General features: G+C 56.7%; 19 protein-coding genes and 1 pseudogene. 13 read left to right on the top strand and 7 right to left on the bottom strand.

Features of this window, described 5'->3' with window-relative positions:
• Positions 1-2: 2 nt before the first annotated feature.
• Together AABO57_13295 and AABO57_13290 are read right to left on the bottom strand one after the other, a co-directional pair.
• A pseudogene (locus AABO57_13295) lies at positions 3-343 on the bottom strand (type II toxin-antitoxin system PemK/MazF family toxin).
• A complete protein-coding gene (locus tag AABO57_13290; protein ID MEK6286709.1) occupies positions 328-570 on the bottom strand; it encodes a ribbon-helix-helix domain-containing protein in 243 nt (80 codons plus the stop codon). Before AABO57_13290 ends, AABO57_13295 begins: the two are co-directional and overlap by 16 nt.
• Before the next feature lie 368 nt (positions 571-938).
• On the opposite strand from AABO57_13290, the gene AABO57_13285 reads away from it, so the two are divergent.
• The 4 genes from AABO57_13285 to ligD are packed head-to-tail and all read left to right on the top strand — an operon-like array spanning position 939 to position 5,229.
• On the top strand, positions 939-2,132 hold the full coding sequence (locus AABO57_13285) for a glycosyl hydrolase (protein MEK6286708.1): 1,194 nt from the start codon (positions 939-941) through the stop codon (positions 2,130-2,132).
• Positions 2,129-2,389 carry a MoaD/ThiS family protein gene (locus tag AABO57_13280; protein MEK6286707.1) on the top strand — a complete coding sequence of 87 codons (261 nt, stop codon included), beginning with the start codon at positions 2,129-2,131 and terminating at the stop codon, positions 2,387-2,389. The genes AABO57_13285 and AABO57_13280 overlap by 4 nt, the downstream gene beginning before the upstream one ends.
• A gap of 12 nt (positions 2,390-2,401) precedes the next feature.
• Positions 2,402-2,872 (top strand): DUF6265 family protein, encoded by a 471-nt coding sequence (locus AABO57_13275; GenBank protein ID MEK6286706.1) that lies wholly within the window; start codon positions 2,402-2,404, stop codon positions 2,870-2,872.
• 14 nt (positions 2,873-2,886) lie between these two features.
• Positions 2,887-5,229, top strand: coding sequence for a non-homologous end-joining DNA ligase (gene ligD / locus AABO57_13270; GenBank protein MEK6286705.1), 2,343 nt, complete (start codon positions 2,887-2,889; stop codon positions 5,227-5,229).
• A 184-nt stretch (positions 5,230-5,413) separates the two neighbouring features.
• Here the strand turns inward: ligD and AABO57_13265 are convergent, their stop codons facing one another.
• Together AABO57_13265 and AABO57_13260 are read right to left on the bottom strand one after the other, a co-directional pair.
• Positions 5,414-5,917, bottom strand: a complete 504-nt coding sequence (locus tag AABO57_13265; GenBank protein MEK6286704.1) for a hypothetical protein — start codon at positions 5,915-5,917, stop codon at positions 5,414-5,416.
• Positions 5,918-6,179: 262 nt separating this feature from the next.
• Positions 6,180-6,989, bottom strand: coding sequence for a hypothetical protein (locus AABO57_13260; GenBank protein ID MEK6286703.1), 810 nt, complete (start codon positions 6,987-6,989; stop codon positions 6,180-6,182).
• Positions 6,990-7,176: 187 nt separating this feature from the next.
• On the opposite strand from AABO57_13260, the gene AABO57_13255 reads away from it, so the two are divergent.
• The 5 genes from AABO57_13255 (at position 7,177) to AABO57_13235 (ending at position 11,999) form a co-directional block, all read left to right on the top strand.
• Positions 7,177-8,343 carry a bacterial transcriptional activator domain-containing protein gene (locus AABO57_13255; protein ID MEK6286702.1) on the top strand — a complete coding sequence of 389 codons (1,167 nt, stop codon included), beginning with the start codon at positions 7,177-7,179 and terminating at the stop codon, positions 8,341-8,343.
• A 369-nt stretch (positions 8,344-8,712) separates the two neighbouring features.
• Positions 8,713-9,039, top strand: coding sequence for an AraC family transcriptional regulator (locus tag AABO57_13250; protein MEK6286701.1), 327 nt, complete (start codon positions 8,713-8,715; stop codon positions 9,037-9,039).
• A gap of 177 nt (positions 9,040-9,216) precedes the next feature.
• Positions 9,217-9,861, top strand: a complete 645-nt coding sequence (locus AABO57_13245; GenBank protein ID MEK6286700.1) for a hypothetical protein — start codon at positions 9,217-9,219, stop codon at positions 9,859-9,861.
• Between the two features lie 758 nt (positions 9,862-10,619).
• Positions 10,620-11,099 (top strand): hypothetical protein, encoded by a 480-nt coding sequence (locus tag AABO57_13240; protein ID MEK6286699.1) that lies wholly within the window; start codon positions 10,620-10,622, stop codon positions 11,097-11,099.
• Between the two features lie 297 nt (positions 11,100-11,396).
• Positions 11,397-11,999: a hypothetical protein gene (locus AABO57_13235; protein MEK6286698.1), complete on the top strand. Its 603-nt coding sequence runs from the start codon at positions 11,397-11,399 to the stop codon at positions 11,997-11,999.
• A 98-nt stretch (positions 12,000-12,097) separates the two neighbouring features.
• On the opposite strand, the gene AABO57_13230 is transcribed toward AABO57_13235, so the two are convergent.
• Both AABO57_13230 and AABO57_13225 read right to left on the bottom strand, forming a co-directional pair.
• The gene (locus AABO57_13230) at positions 12,098-12,883 is read right to left on the bottom strand and encodes a hypothetical protein (GenBank protein MEK6286697.1); all 786 of its coding nucleotides are present in this window, start codon (positions 12,881-12,883) and stop codon (positions 12,098-12,100) included.
• Positions 12,884-12,906: 23 nt separating this feature from the next.
• On the bottom strand, positions 12,907-13,338 hold the full coding sequence (locus tag AABO57_13225) for a hypothetical protein (protein MEK6286696.1): 432 nt from the start codon (positions 13,336-13,338) through the stop codon (positions 12,907-12,909).
• Positions 13,339-13,660: 322 nt separating this feature from the next.
• Here AABO57_13225 and queG point away from each other — a divergent pair, with 322 nt between their 5' ends.
• On the top strand, positions 13,661-14,788 hold the full coding sequence (gene queG / locus AABO57_13220) for a tRNA epoxyqueuosine(34) reductase QueG (GenBank protein ID MEK6286695.1): 1,128 nt from the start codon (positions 13,661-13,663) through the stop codon (positions 14,786-14,788).
• 124 nt (positions 14,789-14,912) lie between these two features.
• Positions 14,913-15,986, top strand: a complete 1,074-nt coding sequence (locus AABO57_13215; protein ID MEK6286694.1) for an RluA family pseudouridine synthase — start codon at positions 14,913-14,915, stop codon at positions 15,984-15,986.
• Positions 15,987-16,078: 92 nt separating this feature from the next.
• On the opposite strand, the gene AABO57_13210 is transcribed toward AABO57_13215, so the two are convergent.
• Entirely contained in the window at positions 16,079-19,015 is a 2,937-nt protein-coding gene (locus AABO57_13210; GenBank protein MEK6286693.1) for a M36 family metallopeptidase, read from the bottom strand.
• A gap of 239 nt (positions 19,016-19,254) precedes the next feature.
• Between AABO57_13210 and AABO57_13205 the strand changes: the two genes are divergently transcribed.
• On the top strand, positions 19,255-20,721 hold the full coding sequence (locus AABO57_13205; GenBank protein ID MEK6286692.1) for a sodium:solute symporter: 1,467 nt from the start codon (positions 19,255-19,257) through the stop codon (positions 20,719-20,721).
• A gap of 32 nt (positions 20,722-20,753) precedes the next feature.
• Positions 20,754-23,330 (top strand): exo-beta-N-acetylmuramidase NamZ domain-containing protein, encoded by a 2,577-nt coding sequence (locus AABO57_13200; protein MEK6286691.1) that lies wholly within the window; start codon positions 20,754-20,756, stop codon positions 23,328-23,330.
• Positions 23,331-23,465 lie beyond the last annotated feature (135 nt).

Below are 23,465 nucleotides of genomic sequence, written 5' to 3'. Positions count from 1 at the left end.
TGTTAGCCGCCGATGATTTCGTTCAGACCCGCGATGACTTGAGCTAATTCGTCAGGATTGACTTTCCCTATTCGCTTGCCGGGGCGTTCGACTGAAAGCGTGCGAATCTGGACGGATCAACAACCCATGCCTTCTTCGGAAGGCCCTTGCCGCCAAGCTCAAACGTCAACGGGAATCCGGCGCGCTGTGGCTTACTGGTGAGTGCCATCGCGATGACCGTGCCCGAGCGTTGATTGAATATGTCTTGGCTCAAGATGAGGACTGGACGCGCACCGGCTTGTTCCTTTCCTCTCGTGGGACTGAGGTCCGCCCAAACTATATCGCCTCTTAGAATTCGGGCCATTCATTCAGCTCCGCGTCAATGCCCTCTTCCGCGAGCGCTTGCTCGGCGCGCGGATCGAGCTTGGCGCACTCTCGCGCGAGGCGGCCCCGGTGCATCCTCGCCAGTTTGTCTTGAACTGCTTCTTGAATAGCTTTGCTTCGATTCGGAAACACGTTCTTGTCGACCAAGCGATCCAGCTTTGCTAGCAATGCTTCATCAATTGTGATGGCCACTTTGGTTGTGCTCATCTTTTGCTCCACTTCAAACGGTAAGATAGTTGATCATATCACGACTTACCATCACATTATGAAGGGCTGGGAAGCTGGATCTGATTCGAGCGGAGGAGAATAAGGCTGCGTCAGCGGACGGCAATCCCAAGACGAAGTAGCGTTAACCGCCGATAATTTCGTTCAGCCCTTCGATTGTTCGATCCATTCAGTCAGGTTGGCGGATGGGCGGATGCTTGATCCAAAACGTGCTTGTTGACTGACGATGCAAACCCGCTGTTCAGAATGTATAATGCAACGCGAAAGAGGTTGGCGTTCACGCTTCAGCTTGCCTGCTGCGGAACGTCTTTGATACGACTAAGAAGAAGAATCGTGACGGGAGCCCCCTTATGGCGAAACCTGATAGTTCAAACGAGAACCCTTCGGCTGCACAAACCAATCACAAACCAGATAAAGGCCCGCTTGCGTTACTCATCGGAACCCGCAAGGGAGCCTTCATCCTTCGCGGCGGGAAGAATCGCAAGAGGTGGAAGCTCTCCGAGCCTATCTTCCTTGGCCAGATGATTCATCACATGGTCCAGGACCCGCGAGAGCGCCAGACAATCCTGATGGGTTGCCGCACGGGACACCTCGGGCCGACTGTGTTTCGATCAAACGACTTCGGCGCGTCCTGGACGGAAGCTCAAACGCCTCCCGCCTTTCCCAAAGCGCCCGAGGGCGAGAAGGGCCGGGTCGTCGATCACGTCTTCTGGCTCACGCCCGGCCACGCGAGCGAGCCTGGAGTCTGGTGGGCGGGCTCATCGCCTCAGGGTTTGTTCCGCTCGGAAGACGGCGGCGCAACATGGGAAGGCATCTCGGGTTTCAACGACCATCCGATGCGCGACGAGTGGGTAGGAGGCATGGGCGACGGAACACCCGACGGCCCGAAGATGCATTCGATATTGATTGACCCGCGCGACCCGAATCATATGTATCTCGGGATGTCCATGGGCGGTGTTTTTGAAAGCACGGATCGCGGCGCCGATTGGAAGCCGCTGAACAAAGGTTGTGTCGCTGACTTCCTGCCAATCCCTGATCCCGAGTACGGACACGATCCTCATTGCGTGAGACTACATCCGCTGATGCCGGACCGGCTGTATCAACAGAACCATTGCGGCATATATCGAATGGAGCGAGACGAAGCAGTCTGGGTGCGCATCGGCGACAACATGCCAAAGGAGGTTGGTGACATCGGCTTTCCAATGGTGCTGCATCCGCGCGACCCGGACACGGTGTGGGTATTTCCGATGGACGGAACGGCCGTATGGCCACGCACGAGTCCTGATGGAAAGCCGGCGGTCTACGTGACGCACACCGCCGGAAAGAAGTGGAAGAGGCTGGACAAAGGGTTGCCCGGGAAGCACGCGTGGCTGACGGTCCAACGGCAGTCGATGACCGCGGACTCGCACAAGCCGGTCGGTATCTATTTCGGCACAACCAACGGCGAAGTGTGGGGCAGCACCAACGAGGGCAAACACTGGGAGTGCCTGGCGAGACATCTTCCGCACGTCTATGCGGTCGAGGTGGCGGAGCAATTGAAGTGAAGGTCTACGTTCCATCAGCGCTGAGGTCCTACACCGGCCAGAAGGACGAAGTAGAAGCGAGCGGTGCATCTCTTGACGAACTTTTTCGAGAACTCGACAAGCGCTATCCCGGATTTCGCTTTCGCATCATCGACGAACAGGACTCGATTCGCCCGCACATAAAGATCTTCGTCAATCACGACCAGGCGCATGATCTCACCGGCCGGCTGCGAGCCGATGACGAGGTATCGATACTGCTGGCGCTGAGCGGAGGGTGAAGGAGTAACAACGTGAAAAAGTATTTGCTCGCCGTCTCGTGCGTCATCCTGATATGCGCCGGCGTATGGGCGCAGGAGAACAGTCCGGAGATGGAGAAGCTAACGTGGATAACCGGCTGTTGGAGGGGCGGCGACAAAGATCAAACGGAAGAACAATGGACCAAGCTTGCCGGACAGTCGATGCTCGGTATCGGCAGAACCGTCAAAGAAGGTAAGACAGAGTTCTACGAGTTCTTGCAAATTCGCGCACAGAGCGACGGGGTTTTCTACATAGCTCAACCGAATGGGGGGAAGCCGGTACCGTTCAAGCTCGTTAAGGTAAACGACAAGCAGGCGGTCTTCGAAAACGTCGAACACGACTTTCCTCAGCGGATCGTTTATCAGAAACAGGTAGATGGCTCGCTGCTTGCCGCCATTGAGGGCATGGAAAAGGGGAAGCCGAAGCTTATCCAGTTTCTGATGAAGCGCGTGAGGTGTGATTAAGAAGACGCAAACCCATGCCCCGAACCAGCACCACAGTCACTGTCGGCAAACGCAAGATCGAGCTCTCCAACCTGAACAAGGTCCTCTTCCCCTCGGACGAAATAGTCAAAGCAGAGCTGATCGAATACTACCTCAAGATCGCGCCGACCATCCTGCGTCATATAAAAGGCCGGCCGCTTACGCTGGTGCGCTGGCCCGACGGCATCGACCATCAAACCTTCTTTCAAAAGAATCGCCCCGAGTGGGCGCCGGCGTGGCTCGAACACGTCGTGCTCGGCGACAAAGAAGATAAGGTCGACTACGTGCTGGCCACCGAAGAAGCATCTCTGGTGTGGCTGGCGAATCTGGCATGCATCGAGCTTCATCAGATGCATTGCCGCGCTCCTCACCATGACAAACCCGACTACATCGTGTGGGACCTCGATCCGCCCGAGAAATATCCGTTCACCAAAATCGTCGAGCTGGCCTTTGACTTGAAGGAGCACATCGAGAAGTTTGGCTATCACACCTTCGTCAAAACAACCGGCGGCAAAGGCGTACACATCGTCGCGCCCATCGAACCAAAATGGCCGTTCGACGTAGCGCGGGAAGCGGCTACGTTAGTTGCCAGGTCGTTCATCGAAAAGCACAGTGCGACGACTACGCTTCTGATCAAGAAGGATCAGCGAAAAGGAAAAGTGCTGATCGACATCTACCGCAACAGCACTTACCAGACGATCGTGTCTCCTTACAGCGTTCGAGGGCGCGAGCACGCGCCGGTGTCGATGCCGCTCACCTGGGAACGGCTCGAGTCGGTCGAGGACCCGGCGGAGTTCAACTTGCGCAACGCGGCTGATCTTCTGCTCGACGAAGGCGATCCCTGGGAAACGATCGGCGCCTACGCAGCCAAGCTTCACACCCAGCAACCAAAGTCGAGCAAGCAGTCGCCAAAGGCAAAAGCTTCGAAGAACAATGACGCGCTCTCCGACTATGCACGCAAGCGAGCCTTCGACAAAACCCCGGAACCCGGACCGGAGGTGTTCGCCGGCGACGGCAACGCGTTCGTCGTTCATCGCCACCATGCCACCCGGCTACACTACGACGTGCGTCTTGAACGCGAAGGCACGCTGAAATGTTGGGCCGTTCCCAAGGGGCTTCCTCCGCGCCCGGGCATCAAACGCATGGCAGTTCAAACCGAAGACCATCCGCTTAAGTATCTCGACTTCGAAGGCACGATTCCAAAGGGCGAATACGGCGGCGGCGACATGTGGATCTTCGCCCGGGGCAGATACGAAATCACAAAGGAGAAGAAGGACGGTTTTTACTTTCGCTTCCAGAGCCGTGAATGGAACGACGAGTATCGGATGATCCACACCAAGGAGAAGGACTGGCTGTGCGAGCGCCTTGTCCCGCCGCAGATCGACTGGCTGCGCGCCCCTATCGAGCCGATGCTCGCGCAAAGCCGCAACGAGCCGTTCGACTCGCCGGACTTTCTCTTCGAGGTGAAGTGGGACGGCATTCGCGCGATGGTCTCGCTCGATGAAGGCAAGATCACCATTCGCAGCCGCGCCCAACGTGACATAACCAACCTTTTCCCGGAACTGCTCATTCCGGAGCAGGCGTTTCGCGCGGCGTGTGGTTTGTTCGACGTCGAGATCGTCTGCCTTAACGCCCAGGGTCAGCCAGTCTTCGAAGACGTGCTGCACCGCTTGCAGCATCGCAACGAAGCTTCGGTCGCTCGGGCTCGCGCAAAGCATCCGGCAGTGTGCTACGTATTCGACTGCCTTTATGTCGATGGCCGGCCGATCGTCAACGAACCGTTGGTGCGCCGCCGCGCCTGGATGGTTGATTCCATCAAGCTGCCGAACCCTGCTTATCGGCCGAGCGAGACGATCGATGACGGTCCCGCGTTGTTCAAAGCGGCAGCCGCCCACGGGCTCGAAGGAATCATGGCAAAGGAGCGTAACAGCATCTACCTCCCCGGCAAGCGGACTTCGCACTGGTTCAAGATCAAGACTCGGAGCACGGCGGACTGCGTGATCATCGGCTACACCAAGGGCAAAGGCGAGCGCGAATCTACATTCGGCGCGTTACAGTTGGGAATTTATCGAGGCAAGCAGCTCGTGTATGTGGGTAAAGTCGGCACGGGCTTCAACGAGCGCACATCGAAAGCGATACTTGCCTTGCTTCAGAAGGTTAAACGCGGAGAGCGCCCGATCAAACAGAAACCCATCGACGACGCAGTTACTGTTTGGCTCGAGCCTCAGCTTGTATGCGAAGTGCAGTATGCTTCGCGAGTGAGCACCGGTAACCTCCGTGAGCCGGTGTTCATAAGAGTGCGCCCGGATAAGACGCCCGAGGAGTCTGTGCTGGAGTAGTTGCCAACACGCCGCCCTGGTTACGACGCGACCGGCCTTTTATCGAACAGTGAGAGGCGTTTCCGAGGGTCGCTGGCCGAGGCGCTGCGGAGTCCTGTCCGAATGTTGAGTTGGTCGTCAGCGGTCTTTAGGCAAGTACCTTTCCCAATTCTCTAGAGCGGACGTTGGTACCTTGACGGCGGATTCAGTCCCTGAGGTCTATATCCAGGACCCATCCGGTGCGGCCCTTTTGTGGACCTAAAAGAATAGATATGTTGTAGAGACCATTTCCAATCGAATCGCTATCAACGACCCTAACGGGCGTATAGTCGTCTACTCGGAAGGTCTCGGGCAAAGTAGCCATCATGCCTGCGCTATCGTTCTGGTCAAGCGCCCGCAAGAATCTTATGAGCGCCTCCTTCGTGATGAACACGGGCATATCCCGGCGGCTAGCAGGATTACCCACTCGAATCCTCTTGGTATCCCCCACACTAATCGAGGCCGCTGATCGCCCGGTCTGCGGGGAACTAACCGGCGGCCTCGTGGGATTAATAACCGTCGGATCGGTCCCGTCCGAGTAATCCGAGTTAAGCCATACTAACAAAACAAGGGGGCCAACCAGCGCCAGTAGCCCAACGGTGATGACTACCAACTTCGTCCGGCCACCTGACTTTGGCTTCGGATTGGGATCGTTCTGCATGGTGGTCATAGCTTTACGATATATGGGTCATTGGATCGTCAGATTTCATGGACCGCTTTGGGATGACCTCAATATGCCATCGCGGCTTTCGGAGGTGAAAGGATTCCACCCGACCACCTCAAGTGTAGGAAACCACCCGCTTCGGGAGGCATTTGATCGAGCAAACTTGCATGCCTGTCGCGAAACTGTCGCTCCCCCGTTTTTCGACTTCACGCGCAAAATAATCTCTCTACCAACGCAACAAATCGTAAGCAGAACATGAAAGTGCCGCCTATCTTCGACGGGGCCTAACTCTCGTTTTGGCTGTTTTGTGTCGCTTACCTTTCGCAATCAGGTCTGGAGAAACCCCTTCATTTCGAATCCACTGAGCGCCGCCTTGGGTTAGGCGTAGAATGACTATTGTTCCTCCCACCTCTCCATCGGCTGCATTATCAATTTCAAGTTGAATGAGCTGACGAACTAATTCAGCTTTGTCAACGGTTGGAAGATCAGCCCTGCTGTGGTTACGGGGAAAGTACTCTGCTATGTGCGTCGTTAGCCCAAGGGTGCTTAAGCCAACGCCATCCTTGCAATCGGGAGGGCAATTAACTCGTTTGAGGTCTAACGAAATAAGGTTTGCTTCATCGAGCGTTAGGATAAAGTTGCTAAGGTGATATGAAAGAACGTCGTTCTCCAAGCTGATAAAAACCGTTTCGAGGGCACGCGTGTTGTTTATTACGGGACCAATTGCTTTCTGTCGTATGTCTTCTAATGCGGCTATGAGGGGAGGCTTCACCGCGCTTTCAAAGGAGTTGACTGTATCTAGGGTTCTACGGCTTACGTTGCCGCACTCCAAGGCTATTTGATACGCATTGAAGACTCCATCGCTATCTCCGATCAATCCGGCCGCAGCAAAAAATACAAGATTGCCGACGGGTATGATCTTGCACATTGTTTCGCCATATGAACCAAACTCTGTCTTTGCCACCACTATGCTGTCTGCCCCTATGACCATCTCCCCTGGCGTGCGGATTACCACTACTGTAGTGCCAGAAAGATATGCTCGATGTTTCGTATGCATAGCCTGCAGCCAGTCTAGCATAGGCCTCCTAATGAGCCGTATATCGTTGCCGTTAAAGCACGTAGTCTCGGGGTTAGGGGTCAAACGGTCTGCCTCAAGAATCCTTCAAGGTTTTTTCAAGGCCAGCCATTAATAATGACCAAGTCCAACAAGGACGGGTTTAAGAACAAAAATCCTGTGAATGTGGACAAGTGAGAAGGCAGGACAGATGAGAAAAGCGGACTCCCCAGCCCTCGTAATTCTCTTTTCCGTACTCCTAATTCTACAATCCTCGATCAGCGCATTCGCGGGTATCTCCTTTACCCCGGGGCAAGGGGTAGTGTTGACCGGCGCGGATGGCGTAGTGCTGACCGGCGCCGACGGCGTGGTGCTCACCGGCGCGGATGGAGTCGTGCTGACTGGCGCCGACGGTGTGGTGCTGACCGGCGCCGACGCCCTCACTTACACAGGGGAAGAGGGGGTCGTCCTCACCGGAGCCGATTCGACCGGCATTCGCAGCTTCGATCCTGAGCTGGCCTGGCTGCTCAACACGCTTCCCGACTCGAGCGCGGTCAACGTCTTCGTAGTCTTTCATCGCATGCCGGCTCCTGCCGACTTCGACGCGCTTCGAGCCGCGGGCATTTTCGGCGGGACCATCTTTAACAATCTCCCGATGGTTTTTCGCGATCCATCAGGCATGGAAAAAGAAGCGTGGCGTCTTTCGAAGGCGCTGCACATCCTCTGCTATCTGTGCTCCCGCCGCAATCATCGCGCGCCAAAGGAATCGCTGGTAGAGCTGTTCTGGTCGGACGCCGGTGAAGACGCGGTCGCCAAGAACTTTCACCCGACGATCTCGCACCTCAGAAAAGCGCTGAACAGCGGACAGGTGGTTAAGAAGGACTTCGTGCTCTATCGCGAGGGAGCGTACTCGCTGAACGCGCAATACCGGTACAGGCTGGGCACGGAAGAATTCGAGCGGCTGCTCGCCGATGCGCGCGAGGCTCGGCGAAGCGGCGCGGCGGACGGGGCGGCCGAGCTTCTGACGCAGGCAACCAAGCTGTACCGCGGCGATTTTCTGGAAGAGTTTTATTACAACTGGATCGAGGAGCTTCAGAGCTACTATCGCGATCTTTATCTCGAGGCGCTCAAGGAGCTGATCGCTTATCACGGTGAGCGCAACGATCACGAACTTGTGATTCGCTACGGGCAGATGTTCCTGGCGCGCGACCCGTATCAGGAAGACGTGCATTGCAGCGTAATGGAAGCGCACGTGCAATCGGGGAATCGGGCGGCGGCGATCGAGCAGTTCGACGGCTTGCGAAAGATGCTACGCGGCGAGCTGGGCGTCGATCCGCTACCGGCGACGCTTGCGAAGTATGAAGGATTGATTAAGTAACCAGCCTGAAAGCCTCTCTAACATCAGCGATTGATGATCTGTGCCGTTGCCATCGGCAACGATTGTTAGCCAAGCTGAACTGCATTTCTGAAGGTACAAATCAAGCTTTTCAGCTTTCCGCAAGATACTTCATTCTGAAGCTCAACTGGGTAGACCTCTGAAAAGCCTGTCTCTCTACGTGACCAAACTCTTTTAGCGTTTCGCTTCAAACAGACTGCTAATCGCGAACCACCAAAGCGCTCTTGCTTCTTCAGGCTGATGGAGTACAATCGGAGCAGTTACTACCTCAACTGGGACTACATAGACAAACTTCCCAGCGGTGAATCAACGCGCTAAGTTAGGTTGCCAAAACGTGCGCGGAGGCAATCGATGCTTTGGAAAGTTCAAAAGATGGTGGAGTACATAGAATCTAATCTTGACCAACAACTAACTCTCGATGCCATCGCCGGCTCGGTTCGCCTCTCTCGCTCCCGAATGTGCCACCTGTTCAGGACTCAGACCGGGATTGCGCCGTGGCGATACCTCCAGGTTCGCAGAATGGAAAAGGCCCGCAACCTCTTGGAAAGCACCTCTCTAAGCGTAAAGGAGGTGCGAGCAAGCGTCGGACTGCAAGACCGCAGTCATTTCGTCCGAGAATTCAAGAAGGCATACGGCACAACACCCTCCCGCTATAGAGCCAACGGTATCTCGGTCTAAACCTCGCTCTAATTTGGAGCAATGCTAATAGAGAAACAGAAGTAGGACGATTCGCCACGTATAGTAAGATCGGCCACTTGTTTTTCCTTGCATTCAACCTACGCTTGGAAGATACTGGGTCGCAGAATCGAGAGGTTCCTGATTCCACTGGAGATACTTATGAATCAGCGAGCGCCAATGAGAAGTTTCAATTCCCGACTTCATGTCGTCGTTCTTGCGAGCGTGGTACTATTGACGGTAACCGCATGGTCAGCCAGCGGTCGTAGAGGCGTCGAGACAATCGTCACTCCAGGACAGCAAGCTGAAGTTGTCGGACAGAAGAGAAAAGTTGTCGATCAAGGGATAACATATCAGAACCAGCCGGTAGAACTAGTAGACCTCCAGATCAATGGCAAGGCCGCCAACCTCAGTCGCGGAATTAACGCCGATACGGAATGGCTAAAAGGCCTTTCTTTCAAGGTCAAGAACCTTTCGAAAAAGCGAATCCTCAAGATAGACCTGTTTCTCATATTTCCCGACACCGAGTCCAATGGAGGCCGTTTGTTGATTTGCCCCATGCATTATGGCGTCGGTCTCAATGACCCCGGCAACGTGCAGGGAGTGGAACCACTCAAGCAGAATGAGACGGCGGCTTTCGGAGTCTCCGACGAGCTTTACACCGAGCTTAAGCGACACCTGGAAGAAAGAATCCCGCTCGGAAATGTCAATCACGTGCGGATCAGCCTAGAGCTAATTGTCTTTGACGACGACACAGCATGGGGGAGCGGTCAAGAAATGCGCCGAGATCCCAACAATCCTCGCAGATGGATTCCCATCGAGTAGTCCGACATTAGAGATCGCTGAAACCTAACTTCGTCCGTCAACGTGCCGCTTGTTCCTGGTGAACTAGACGCACGAAGTGTGATCAAAGGAGGCCTATGAAGAAAACACTCATGTGCCTAGCAGTACTGACCGCCCTGGGCCTCAGCTCGGCGAACAAGCTTGCCTACTCTTATGGGCGGGGCTCACCATCGCGTGTCGGTTGTTACACACGCACCATTGAGGAAACGCTCTGTCAATGTGAGCCGAACGGCCCTTATGGAGACTACCCGCACAGAGTTTGGAATCTTTTTGCACATGGGACGGTCAAGCCGCATGAAGGTGACGTCATGTGCACCCGTCTTGGAGGCGCGAGTTGCACAATACAAGACACAATTGATGAGAGTTGCCCTGAGTGTGATTTTGATAATGATGGATTCCTCGACGTAAACTGTGGGGGTAATGATTGTAGGGATGACGATTACAACATACATCCCGGGGCCTACGAGAATTGCACTGATAATAAGGATAACGATTGTGACGGGTCGACGGACTGGAGTGATTCCGACTGTTGGTGTCCATCTGCTTGCAGTCCTTACTGGCCCGCGGAATCAGGGGCATGTTTGTACAATTTTGACCCTTGCCGGTGGGGGTCGACCGGTTGTCCGCCAGGAACGTCTTGGGACTATGAAGAGTGCTGTTGCTACCCCACCCCCATAGTGATCGACCTCAATGGGAATGGATTCAATTTAACTGATGCGGCCGGAGGCGTTTTCTTCGATATGGGTGGTGACGGTACTCGCGAGCGACTCTCTTGGACTGCGCCGGGTGATGACGCCTGGTTGGCGCTGGACCGTAACGGCAACGGCCGCATCGATAGTGGGAGAGAGTTGTTTGGCAACTTTACGCCACAGCCGCGATCTACAGAACCGTTCAATGGATTTCTCGCCCTCGCTGTATTTGACAAACAAGCCAGCGGCGGAAACAACGATGGGAGGATCGACAAGAGAGACACCATCTACTCTTCGCTCGTCCTCTGGCAAGATGTGAATCACAACGGTATCTCAGAGTCCAGCGAGTTGCACTCATTGCGGTCGCTGGGAGTGAGCGGAATTGATCTCGACTACAAAGAGTCGAAACGTACCGACCGCTACGGAAATCGCTTCCAGTATCGAGGCAAAGTCTATGATTTACGCGGAGCCCATGTGGGACGATGGGCTTGGGATGTCGTCTTGCTCACCGCGCCTTCAGTCGCGCCCTAACAAATGGCTCAACCTGACTCATAGTTATCCGCGTACTACCGTTCATTCTCCGTTATGAGCTAGTAAATCGTGAAATCCCGTGGTTGAGAAAACCTTGAAACAAATGTCTACTAACTAGGCCGCTCCGCCTTTCCTTCCTTCAGCCTTCTCCGCGGGCAATTAGTACTATGAGACGACCCCAGCAACTTCTTTGGGTCCCTCGGGCCACCTTTGGGCCGGGAATTGTAATCCTAGTAAGCGGAGTATCGGACAAGGTGGGGAGAACTCCTAAGTGAACGAAATGAGGGGGACTTGAGTATGAAGTTAAGTCGAGTAAAAAGAGTGACGACTGGAGCGGCCCTGGCGTTCGTTTTCCTGTTCAGCATTGGGATCGCTACAGGGACCACGGCGCAGGCTCAAGATCGCAATCGTCGTTGGGATCGGAGTGATCAACGAGATCGGAACCGGGACCGCGGCGATTGGGCTCGCCGGCAGCAGATTGAGCGCGCCCGCGCGATTGAACGCGCTCGTCAGTTGGCGTGGCAGCGAGAGCGAGCGAGAAGTCGCTCCGTGTATCCCAGGACCTACCCGAACGGCGGCTACGGTAATAATGGCGGCGGCTACGGGAACTACGGCGGCTATGGTAACAATGGCGGCGGCTACGGGAACTACGGCGGCTACGGTAATAATGGCGGCGGCTACGGGAACTACGGTGGTTACGGCGGAGGCTCCAACAACAGCGAAGTGCAGAAGGGCTTTCGTGACGGATTGGACCGAGGACAGGAGGATCTTCGCGATCGCAGGTCGGCCAATCCGAATAACTCCAGCCATTATAGATCCGGCAACGCAGCGTATCGCGAGGGATTCCGTCGAGGGTACGAGCAGGGTTACCGCCAATTCGGCGGCAATCGCCGATGGTAATCCGGAAGCGGAACGCTGAGGCGACTGAGCGTCAGCCGAGACTCTAGCGTCCTGGCGCTTCCTTCGGAAAAATGAATATCGGCTCCGGCTAGATGAGACTAGTCGGAGCCTTTGTTTTTTGTACTCAAGGCTTGATAGTGACTCTGTCCGCGCTCATACCCGCGGCGGAAGGAGTCATCGGAATAAGTCTCGGGGTAAGTTGCCGAGAGGTAACTAGCCCCATCCTCATAAGACTTGCCCCGCGTGCGCGGCTTAAGGGCAGCCTCAAACCCGCTTCGATAGTTGCGCTCAACCGAATCGAAATCGCTTTTGGGCTCCTTGTAGCTTTCTTTCTCCGCGTCGCGAAGTCCAACCCACCAATTCTCGCGCGCTGAATCTATGCTTTCCGCTCCCATCTGCCGCATAACCTCTCTGGCGATGTCTGCTCGGAGACTCTCTTTGGCGAGGACGATGACGACAGACCGCCCCTGGCGCAACGCATTCTCGTAGATAAACATTTCATCAACCGGCAAGCCCTCATCCATCCCCTGCTCGAGCGCTTCGCCCGCTATCGCGCCGCCAATCGCACCGCCCGTTCCGAAGAGGGCCGCCCCCACGAGCCCGATCGCCAACACGGGTCCGACCGCAGGGATGAAGATGCTCGCCGCAGCCGCGCCTAAGCCCAAACCGCCGGCGGCGCCCACGGCTCCGCCGACTACACCGCCCATCACCTTGCCCGTGCCAGGCTGTTCCGCGTCGGTGACCGGCACTCTGGCTAGCTGCCCCTCAGGCGAGTTCGGCGATAACAGGCTAGTATCCTCAGGCGAGATGCCTGCCGCTTCGAGTTCGGTCATCGCCCGCTTTGCGTCGGTTCGCGTCTTGAAAATTCCAGTTACAGGTTCCATAACAACAATCCTCCTAACCAAGCTTACGGAATCGTTACGTTGAGAGTCTGCTGAGGACCGAGTGGGCTATGATCGTTGGCGGCAAGCACAACCAGAATTTTATGCTGCCCCGTCGAGAGCTCATGGAAACTAAGCTTTGGGGCCGTCGTCGCGATGACTGGCCCGTCATCAACCCGATAGTGAAGATGACCCTGGCCCTTTCGAGGCCGCTCCTTGACCGCAGCCGGATCGATCAGTGCGACGCCCTTCACAGTTACCTCCACTGTCGCGGTCTTCTCCTTAGCTTTCTTTTCCGGATCCACAAGCCTGGCAGTCAGGGTCGCCGTTGTGCCTGGCTGCTTCGATTCGGCGCTTTTCATCGACTTGTCTTGCGCGCCGGCAAGAACATTGATGCTGAGCGCTAGTGCGCTCAGCATTGTGATAAGAGCAATCGCTTTGAAGTTGATGCGGTTCATTTCTGTCCTCTCATCCATTGTTACTTCGGGTTCTCTGAATATCGGGAACATCTGTCTCCCGATTGGTACACATGTAGGTACACATGAAAGCAAAGGCAAAGTAAGTGCCAGATAGGATTGCTCGTTTCTGTTGCAATATCTTCGCCTTCAAACAGCGCGTGTAAGCATAAGAGACACCGCAGAACAAAAATCGAGACACATTAGTCTCCCCAATCTTCACTCCGAATCGTCAAGCTTTGCGGAGCCGATCATGGCTACTGAACATGGGCGATTGTGGGCGATTGATTGACACCGCACTCTGCCAATGGATAGCCTGCCTCTTGTGAGCGAGCTAGTAGAACAAATCAAAATCGCGGCCCGACAAATCGGATTCGAAGTCGCCGGTGTCGCTTCGGTCGAGCCACTCACGCGCGACGACTCTGCTTTTCAAGAATGGCGCGAGTCAGGCTTCGCGGCGGGCATGGACTACATGACGCGCAGGCCGGAGCTGCACGCTCAGCCCGGCGCGCTGGCGCCTTACGCCCGGTCACTGATAACTCTCGCAGTCGATTACTTTTCAGCGGCGCCCGTGTTTGAACATCAACATCGCTACGGGCGCGTGGCGCGCTATGCGTGGGGACTCGATTACCACGATGTCGTGAAGCCGCGGCTTCAAGCGCTGGTGAACAAGATCGAACAAATTGCTGGCCGCCCGATTCACGCGCGATGCTTCGTCGATGCGGTGCCGCTTCTGGAGCGCGCAGTCGCTGCGCGCGCAGGGCTGGGATTCTTCGGCAAAAACACGAATTTGCTACAACCGCGAAGCGGCTCGTGGTTCTTTTTGTCGGAGATTCTCCTCGACCTCGAGCTGCCCGCCGACAATCGCGAGATCAAAGTTAGTTGCGGTACTTGCCGCCGCTGCCTCGACGCATGTCCGACCGACGCCTTTGCCGCGCCGTACCAACTGGACTCGCGTAAGTGCATCTCGTATCTGACCATTGAAAACAAAGGCGCGATTCCGACCGAGCTTCGAGCCGCGATTGGCGATTGGATATTCGGCTGCGACGTTTGTCAGGACGTATGCCCATTCAATCGCTTCGCGTCGGACACCCGCTGGCCCGAGTTCCATCCAGAGGCGGGCGCCGGTCCGCGGCTGGACCTCGTCGAGGTGCTGTCGATTGCAAGCGACAATGAGTTTCGCGCGCGATTCCGCGGCACGCCTCTCACGCGTCCCAAGCGTCGGGGCCTGCTTCGCAATGCCGCCGTCGTAGCCGCCAATGTCGGCGCAACTGCGGCCGTGCCCTCTTTGATCGAGCGGGCTGAGAATGACCGGGAGCCGCTCATTCGCAGCCACTCTCTGTGGGCTCTTTGGCAACTCGACGCAAGAAGGGCCAGGTCGATCGCCGAACGCGCGCTGAAATCCGACCCCGATGCTTCGGTCCGTGAAGAAGCGGAAATGGTCCTTTGTTAGTCCGTAGTCCGTAGTCAGTAGTCCGTAGCTCTCTCGCCATCAACTCGCACGGAAGAGCTACGGACTACGGACTACGGACTACTGACTACTGACTACGTGACTAATGACCAATGACCAATGACCAATGACTAGCAATTCCTTTCAGTTTCAGATCGAACAACGTGACGCCGGCCAAAGGCTTGACGAGTTTTTAGCGTCGCGCTTCGGAAGCCTCAGCCGCATGCGGATTGCGAACCTGATTAAAGGCGGCGCTGGTCTTGTGAATGGAGCCGTCGGGCGAGCGGGCTATCGCATTCTCACAGGTGACTCTGTTGAAATGGCGTTCAATGAGGGCGCTCCGACCGCGATGTCAGCCGAGCCAATCCCGCTCGAAGTTATTCACGAAGATGATCACGTGATCGTAGTCGTCAAGGCGGCCGGCATGCTCGTCCATCCGACTCTGAGTGTAAAGACCGGGACTCTCGCCAATGCCCTGGCGTATCACCTGAACTACGGTTCAGGGTTCCGAGTTCCTGGTTCCGAGTTGGAACCGAACGCTGAACCCGGAACACTGAACCCGGAACCCCCGCCTTTTCCCGACGGCGAGCGGCATTCGCTGATTCGTCCCGGCATGGTGCACAGGCTGGACCGCGCGACCTCAGGGCTCATCGTGATAGCCAAGACGGCTCACGCGCTCACTGTGCTGTCGCGTCATTTTCGGAAGCGGCTGGTAGAAAAGCGATATGTGGCTTTGGTACGCGGCGATGTTGAAGCGGACGCCGGCTCGATCAATGCGCCGATCGGACGCGATCCGGATCAGCAGCCACGCTGGCGAGTAATCGAGACCGGCAAGCCTGCGGAAACGCGATTCACGGTGCTCGATAGGCTGCGACGTACGACGCTTCTCGAGTTAGAGCCCGTAACCGGCCGCACCAACCAACTGCGGATACATTGCGCTCACATAGGTCATCCCATCGTCGGAGATGAAATGCATGACGATTGCGGATTGCGGATTGCGGATTGCGAATTGTCGGGACAGAAGAACCAAGGTGACGAGCGAGAATCCGCAATTCTCAATCCGCAATTCGCAATGCGCTTGTGTTTGCACGCGTGGAAGCTCGCCTTTCATCATCCTGCGAGCGGAGAATGGATGGAGTTCACAACGCCTGTGCCCGAAGACATTGCGGCAACGATTAAGCGCATGGAGTTCAGGCTTTAGCCTGGTTGTGCGTCGAAGGAGGAAGGTACTGCCAGGCTAAAGCCTGAACTCTATGCGCAGCGGTATGCGCTCACGGGCTTCTAAGCCGGAACTTACTTTGTCGAAACAGCAGTCACGCGAATGTTGTCGATGTAGAAGCCTTCAAGCTTCTTGCGCGCAATGTCGGCCGTCGACGCGCTAAAGCTGAGGCCTAGATAAGCGCTGCCGCTTCCCAGGAATCGAAGGTCGATGCTCACCGGATGAAAGACAGCACTGCTTTCTCCGCGCAGATCAAAAAACACAAAGAGCCGAGGGTCCTCCGCCGACAGCGGGCTCGACCCGATGAACGGAGAGTTGCGGGCATTGAGCGTGAACAAATCACCCGCCGAGCTCGTCGGGACTCCTGGCAGAAACGAGATGAAAGCGTAGTCGAACTCGAGTCGCGCGCCAGACAGACTCTGCAGGCCGGCCGCCGGTGAGAATGCTGATCCGCTGCTCCCAAGCGGGGTAAACGACTTGGCTTCATTAAAGCCTTTCTGCTTCGCAAAGTAGAGAGAGTGAGAACCGCCGGCGGCTCGCCGCTCGGTCAAGTGCCAGAAGCTCGTCAGGCTCCAGTCAGCGGCGCCCTGCTCAAAGTCCGCTGCGTACACCTGGAGTCGGCGGCCGGCGAGCGTTCGCACTTCGATTGTCTCCGCTTTTCCGGCCTCGTTTCGCGCGTTCGAATAAGCGACCGAGATCGCGTCGCCGGGCTCGGCCGCGAGCGCCGCTACCGGTCCGCCGTCCTGCCCCGGGAACAAACATCTCAGCGTGCCGGCATACCTGCCGGGCGAACCTGACGCCAGGGTGAACGTTGCCGCCGCGCCGGTCCGCAAGTTCGTCGCAAGCACATCAATTGAAGAAGCTGTTAGATCGCGATCAACTACAACGAGCGGGAGCAACTCGCCGATCACCGCGGGAGTTGATGGCTTGTCGTTGATGATAAGTGAGCCCGCTGAGAACTCCGCAGGCACGTCATACCCTTCGGTGGCCGTAATCCGAAACCCGGAAACCGGAGTTGCCAGCGCGGCCGTCGCCGACTTGCCCAGTCCTCGCCGCGCGAACGCCCGCCAGATCAAATCCTGATTCGCGCCGTTGTTGGTTATCCGGTCCGCAAGCAGTATCGCGTCGCGCGCATCGACAAAAGTCGGCGCAAGCGGAGTCGCTTTCAAGCCGCTGATGACCAGCCGCTCGACGGCTTCCTTTCCGGTTTGAAACCCGTAGCGTTCAACAAACGCTTGTCGCATGTCCCAGAGCATCGAACACCATACCGTCCCCTGCGCGTGAACTTCGGTGTAAGACCGAATATCGCCAAACGTGAGCGGGTCGATATCGAAGCGCGTGCTGTAAGGGAAGTTTCTGACACCTCGCGCTCGCTGAGTTATGTAGCTCCCGGCCGCGTATGCGCCGTCCTGTGGCAGATCCCCGGTCAAGAAAGACACTGCGAAGAAGTCCGACCAGCCTTCGCCCATTCCGCCGCCCTGATTCGATCTGAGGCCTGTGCTGTTGTCCGTCCCCGCAAGCCGCGTCGACACTCCGTGGGTGTATTCGTGAATGATCACCCCCGCATCGTAGGAACTGTCCAGCTCGACGTTCTGCCCATTGATACTGCCGGTCCACATCAGCATCGCCAGCAGCGGCGGTGTACCGTCGATTCCGGTCTGGAAGAACGCGTTGTTGCGCACCAGTTGATTCGTCGAAGCAGGATCGAGCCCGGCGCCGCGCAGCGTTTCGGCTCTTACCGCATCGCCGTCGCGGCCCCCTTTGCTGAGGTTGTCCAACTGAAAGTTTCGCGAGGTTTCGTTGAAGCCCAGCGAGTAGAACCTGTCGTGAGCGACGTTGACCCAGTAGAACAGGTTCGCTGCCGAAGCGGCGGACGAGTCCAGCGGCGAACGTCCGCGGGTCAGGTCGATGTCGAAATCGAAATTGCCGTCGTGGTTCGCCTTCACCGTGTTGCCGCCGTCCAGGGCCGGATTGAAAAAGATCTGAGCGTTGTTGCCTGCCGTGCGGTTAGCCGTGACCCAACCAGCGGACGACGCGGCCGGGTCCCCTTTGAACGCAACCATCTCGCGGTCTGTTGAGATGGTGGGATTCTCTTTTGTGAACACCCGGCCCGCCGGTGCGTCAGCCGCATAAGTGAGCGAGTCGCGTCGGAGCAGTTCGCCCGAGTGTGCGTCCACAAGCAGCAGGTAGGCATCAAGTTTCGAGGGCACGCCGTAGAGCATGATCTGATAAGCAAGCCTGACTTCGTCACGAGTGACCGGATAGTAGACGAGGCTTGCTTCGGAGCGGGGATCAACCGCCTCCGACGAAAAGAGAACCCGCAGACGGCCGCGACTATTGTCCGTCACCGCTGCAACGACGTCTGTAATATCAGCTCCGCAAAAGTGTGCCGCGCGCTGGAGCGCTTGCTCGGGCGCGAGCGCGGGCGACGAATCAGGCGCGAGCAGGTCTATCTGAGGAATGAAGCTGCCCGACTCGGAGCGCACGCGGCCCTCGCGGTCGATGATGAACAGCATCTCGGAATCGAACACGCGAATGCCGCCTGACTGCTGCTCGAGCACGAGCCTTGTGAATCCATCGCGTCCATCAGTCTCACGCGCCGAGATGCGAGCGGACTCGAGCTGGCCCTCGCTTATCGCAAACAATGAGCTGTTGTCGCGAACGAATCGCCTGGCTATCAGGGCCGCGTCGCCGGTTGACCTCGCGGTGAGCGCCGCCTTGAGCGAAAGCAGACTATGCGGCAAGTCCAGCTTGTCATCCCAGGTCACAACGACCTCGTCGATCGCGGCCTTGACGGCGAGGGAATGCTTACGGGTTTCGAGCTTTGTTGTCGGCTTGATAGGTGGACGCAGGTCCCTTGCATCAAAGTTAGGAAGCGGCTCGAAATGCGATAGGACCGCAGCCTCCAACTGTGTCCGGCCCGCCGGCGTCGCGACCAGTGGCAGTTGAAGCACGAAAGCGAGAACCAGAATCGATACTAGCGTTCCGCTCGGCCGTTTCATTTGTAGCATATGAAAACTGCTCCCTCTGAAATTGGTTGGCTGTTCGCTTCGGTGATTCTTCGAGCGTCGGGCAGTCGCGGCGAGTATAGCACAGCCCGTATGGATTTCAGTTCGGTCCGAAGAGGCTGTCCTTCAAGGAGCGATCCAGAGCCAGTCAACTTCTCACTCACTCAAAGGCGGCGCAGTCCATATGGACTGCGTCACACAGACTAAAGTCTATGCTGCTTCTCTGCTAAAATGCTCCGCCCATGCAACTCCATGCACTCGACCTCATAATCATCGTGGCCTACATTGCCGGAGTGCTGCTGCTCGGCTGGTACTTCAGCCGCAAGCAGAAGAACCTGCGCGATTATTTCCTTTCTGATCACGATATTCCCTGGTGGGCGATTGCCGCTTCGATTGTCGCTACCGAAACATCGGTCGTCACCTTTATAAGCGTTCCCGCTTTTGCGTTCGCCGCCAGCAGCGGCGTCGGCGGCAATTTCACTTTCCTGCAGCTTGCACTGGGCTACATGCTGGGGCGGCTGATCATCGTAGCTCTTTTCATCCCGCTGTATTTTCGCGGCGAGCTTTTTACCGTCTACCAAATCCTCGACCGCAGGTTCGGCGGCAGCGTGAAGAGGGCCGCTGCCTCGCTGTTCATTGTGACGCGCTCGCTTTCAGACGGCGTTCGCATCTATGCGACCGCAATTCCGCTTGCAGTGGTGACTGGATGGGCTGACTGGAAATCAATTTTGGCGATCGGCGTGGTGATGATTGTCTTCACTTATCTCGGCGGCATCACCGCGGTCATCTGGCTGGAAGTCATACAGCTCTTCATCTACATTCTCGGTGCAGTCGTCGCGGGTTTCATACTGCTCGATCGCATACCTGGGGGCTTCAACGAAGTGATGGCTGTCGGCAGTGCAGCGGGCAAATTTCAATTGTTCGATTTCTCGCTGGACCTCGCGCGCAGTTATACGTTTTGGGCGGGCGTGATCGGCGGCGCATTCTTAACCACTTCGACGCACGGGACCGACCAGTATATGGTGCAGCGTTATCTGTGCAGCAAGAACGCTCGCCAGGCGTCGGCCGCGCTTCTGACGAGCGGCGCCGTCGTCTTCGCTCAATTTGTGATGTTCTTGATGATCGGAGTGATGCTGTTTGTTTTTTACAGCCAGTATGCGGGGCTGCCCTCGGGCATTACCCCTGACCGCGTTTTTTCGCACTTCATCTCGAGTGAGCTTATGACCGGCGTGAAAGGATTGGTCATCGCGGCGATGCTTGCGGCGGCAATGTCATCATCGCTAAACGCGCTGGCTTCAACCACGCTGACGGATTTCTATCAGCCGCTGATTGCGCCCAACCGAAACGAAGCGCATTACATGAACGTTTCGCGGCTGCTGACTGCGGTTTGGGGCTCGGTGCAAATTGCTGCGGCTTTCTACATGATTGGGAAAGAAAGGCGCATAGTTGACACAGTGCTGACTATCGCGTCGTTCACAAACGGACCTATACTGGGCTTGTTTTTTCTCGGAGCGTTGACCAAGAGAGTTGGTCGAGTCGGCGCGCTCACTGGTGTGGTGACAGGAATCGTAGTGATGGTGTTTGTATGGGCGCGAGTTAATGTGTCGTGGCAGTGGTACGTCCTGATCGGTTCGGCGGTGACGTTTATAGTGGGATACGTGGCGAGCCTGAGGTTTGACCGCGACGCAGTAGTGGCCGAGATATCGTAGATTTGAAGCAGAATTATTCGGAGAGGTTAAGAATGAACCGCAGAGGACGCAGAGGAACGCAGGGGCGGCTGGATCTTTTCCGCGCCCCTCTGCGCCCCCTGCGGTTGTCGCTTACTCTCCTTGTAATCATCGCCCTTCTTCCCGCTCCGACTCTTGCCCAACGAGCGTCAGACGGCGCAAAGACTCAACCGTCGCGACCGCTTGTTGCAGCAAGACCCGAATCAGTAGGCATGTCGAGCGAGCGGCTCGCGAAGATCGATGAAGCTGTGCTCGAATCGATCGCGCGCAAAGCAACGCCCGGCGCGGTGGTGCTGGTTGCGCGAAAAGGCTGCATCGTTTATCGAAAGGCGTTTGGCGACCGCGCGATTGAACCTAAGCGCGAAGCGATGACTGTTGACACGATCTTCGACCTGGCTTCGCTGACCAAGATCGTCGCAACCGCAACTTCGATAATGATTCTCGTCGAGCGAGGCAAGGTCTCACTCGCTGATCCGGTTGCTCTCTACATTCCCGAGTTCGGCAAGTTCGGCAAAGAGCGAGTGACGGTCGAGCAGTTGATGACCCATCGCGCTGGGCTGCCTCCTGATAACGAGATCGCCGACTATGTTGGAAAGAGCATTGATCCTCTTCAACTGATCTACGATCTGCGACCGAGCTACGAGCCGGGCACGCGGTTCGTTTATTCGGATGTTGGTTTCATCGTCGCGGCCGAGATCGTGCGGCAAGTGTCTGGTAAACCCATAGACCAGTTCGCGCGCGAAAACATTTACACCAGTCTTGGGATGAACGACACTTGGTTCAATAACCCAGAACTTGTGAAATTACTTCCGGTTCTCCGTGCCCAATCGGCGTCTCTCGACTTCACCGATTGGGCCTATGCGTGGTTTGGGCGGATCGAGCGAACCGCTCCGACGGAGAACCGCGAAGGCCGATGGATGCGGGGCGAAGTCCACGACCCGCGAGCTTATGAGATGGGCGGCGTAGCCGGTCACGCCGGTCTCTTCTCAACCGCTGACGACCTGGCGATCTTCTGCCAGATGATCCTCAACAAAGGCGAATACAACGGCACACGAACCCTGGCGCCGTACACAGTCGAACGAATGGTCAGCGCGCAGACGCTGCCGACTTCGCAGATGCGGGGCATCGGTTGGGATGTGAACACATCGTATTCATCGAATCGGGGCGACTTATTTCCGGTCGGCACGTTCGGGCACACCGGGTTCACCGGCACGAGCATTTGGCTCGATCCCGCAAGCGAAACCTTCGTAGTTCTGCTGACCAATCGAGTTCATCCGAACGGTAAGGGAGATGTGACGCGATTGCGGTCATTCGTCGCTTCAATCGTCGCCGGCGCGATCACAGAGCCTCCTCACGCGCCGGTCTTAGGGCACTTGAAAGAGCCCCCATCCGAAATCGATGCGCCGCGCGCCGTCATCACTCGCGGTGTTCCTACGGGGCCGCTTCATCCTGTGCTCACCGGGATAGACGTGCTGGTGCGTGACGGCTTCCAACAGCTTGAAGGAAAACGAATCGGGCTGATCACGAATCTCACCGGACGTGACCGCAAGGGGCGCTCGACGATTGACTTGCTTGCCGCAGCCAGGAACCTGAAGCTGGTTGCGCTGTTTTCGCCAGAGCATGGGTTGAGGGGAATCGAAGACACTCACGTCGGCGACACGCGCGACGAGAAAACCGGGCTGCCGGTCTATAGTCTTTATGAGCAAGACCGGCGAAGGCCGGCGCCGGATATGCTGAAGGGAATAGACACGCTGGTGTTCGATATTCAGGACATCGGCGCGCGGTTCTACACCTACACGACGACTTGCGGCTACGCGATGGAAGCAGCGGCGAAGCACGGGATCAAGTTTGTGGTGCTCGATCGTCCGAATCCCATCAACGGCTACGATGTCGAGGGCCCGGTCGCAGATCGAGAGCTCGCCGAGCTGCCATCGTACTCGTTCACTTCGTATCACCCGGTTCCGGTGCGTTACGGCATGACGATCGGGGAGCTCGCGATGCTGTTCAATTCGGAGCGCAAGATTGGCGCCGATCTGACCGTGATTAAAATGGAGGGCTGGCGGCGCGCGGACTACTTCGACGGCACGGCGCTGACGTGGGTGAACCCTTCGCCGAACATGCGCAGCCTCACCGAAGCGCTGCTTTATCCCGGCATCGGATTGCTCGAGACGACAAACCTATCAGTCGGGCGCGGAACGGACACGCCTTTTGAAGTGATTGGCGCGCCGTGGCTCGACGGTCAGAAGCTCGCCGAATCGCTCAATCGAGCGGGGCTGGCGGGAGCGCGGTTCGTTCCGGTAAGATTCACTCCGCACTCGTCGAAGTTTGCAAACGAAGAATGCGGCGGTGTAAACATCATCATCACCGATCGCGTAGCCTTCAGGCCCGTGGCCACCGGAGTGGAAATCGCATATCAACTAAACCTGGTGTATCCCGGCGCCTGGAAAGTTGAGGAGTTTTTGCGATTGCTTGTGAACCGCGGGGCGCTTGCCGCGCTGAAAGAAGGCAAAACGTCTTCGCAGATCGCGGCGACGTGGCAGCCGGGACTTGCGGAGTTCGCTCGGATCAGGCAGAAGTATCTGATCTACTGACGTGCACCGGAAGCGGCGCGGCTTGACAGCGCCGGGGGTGACACGACTTCTCGTTTGAAAAGTGGGCCTGCGCGCAGCGGCAGTTACGCATTGTTGATTGATTGTCTCCGACTCGACATGTCCCCTGAGTATCGG

Source organism: Acidobacteriota bacterium (assembly GCA_038040445.1).
Lineage (GTDB): Bacteria > Acidobacteriota > Blastocatellia > UBA7656 > UBA7656 > Onstottus_A > Onstottus_A frigus.
Note: the sequence above shows the minus strand (reverse complement) of the source record. Positions and strands in the feature narration are given on the sequence as shown.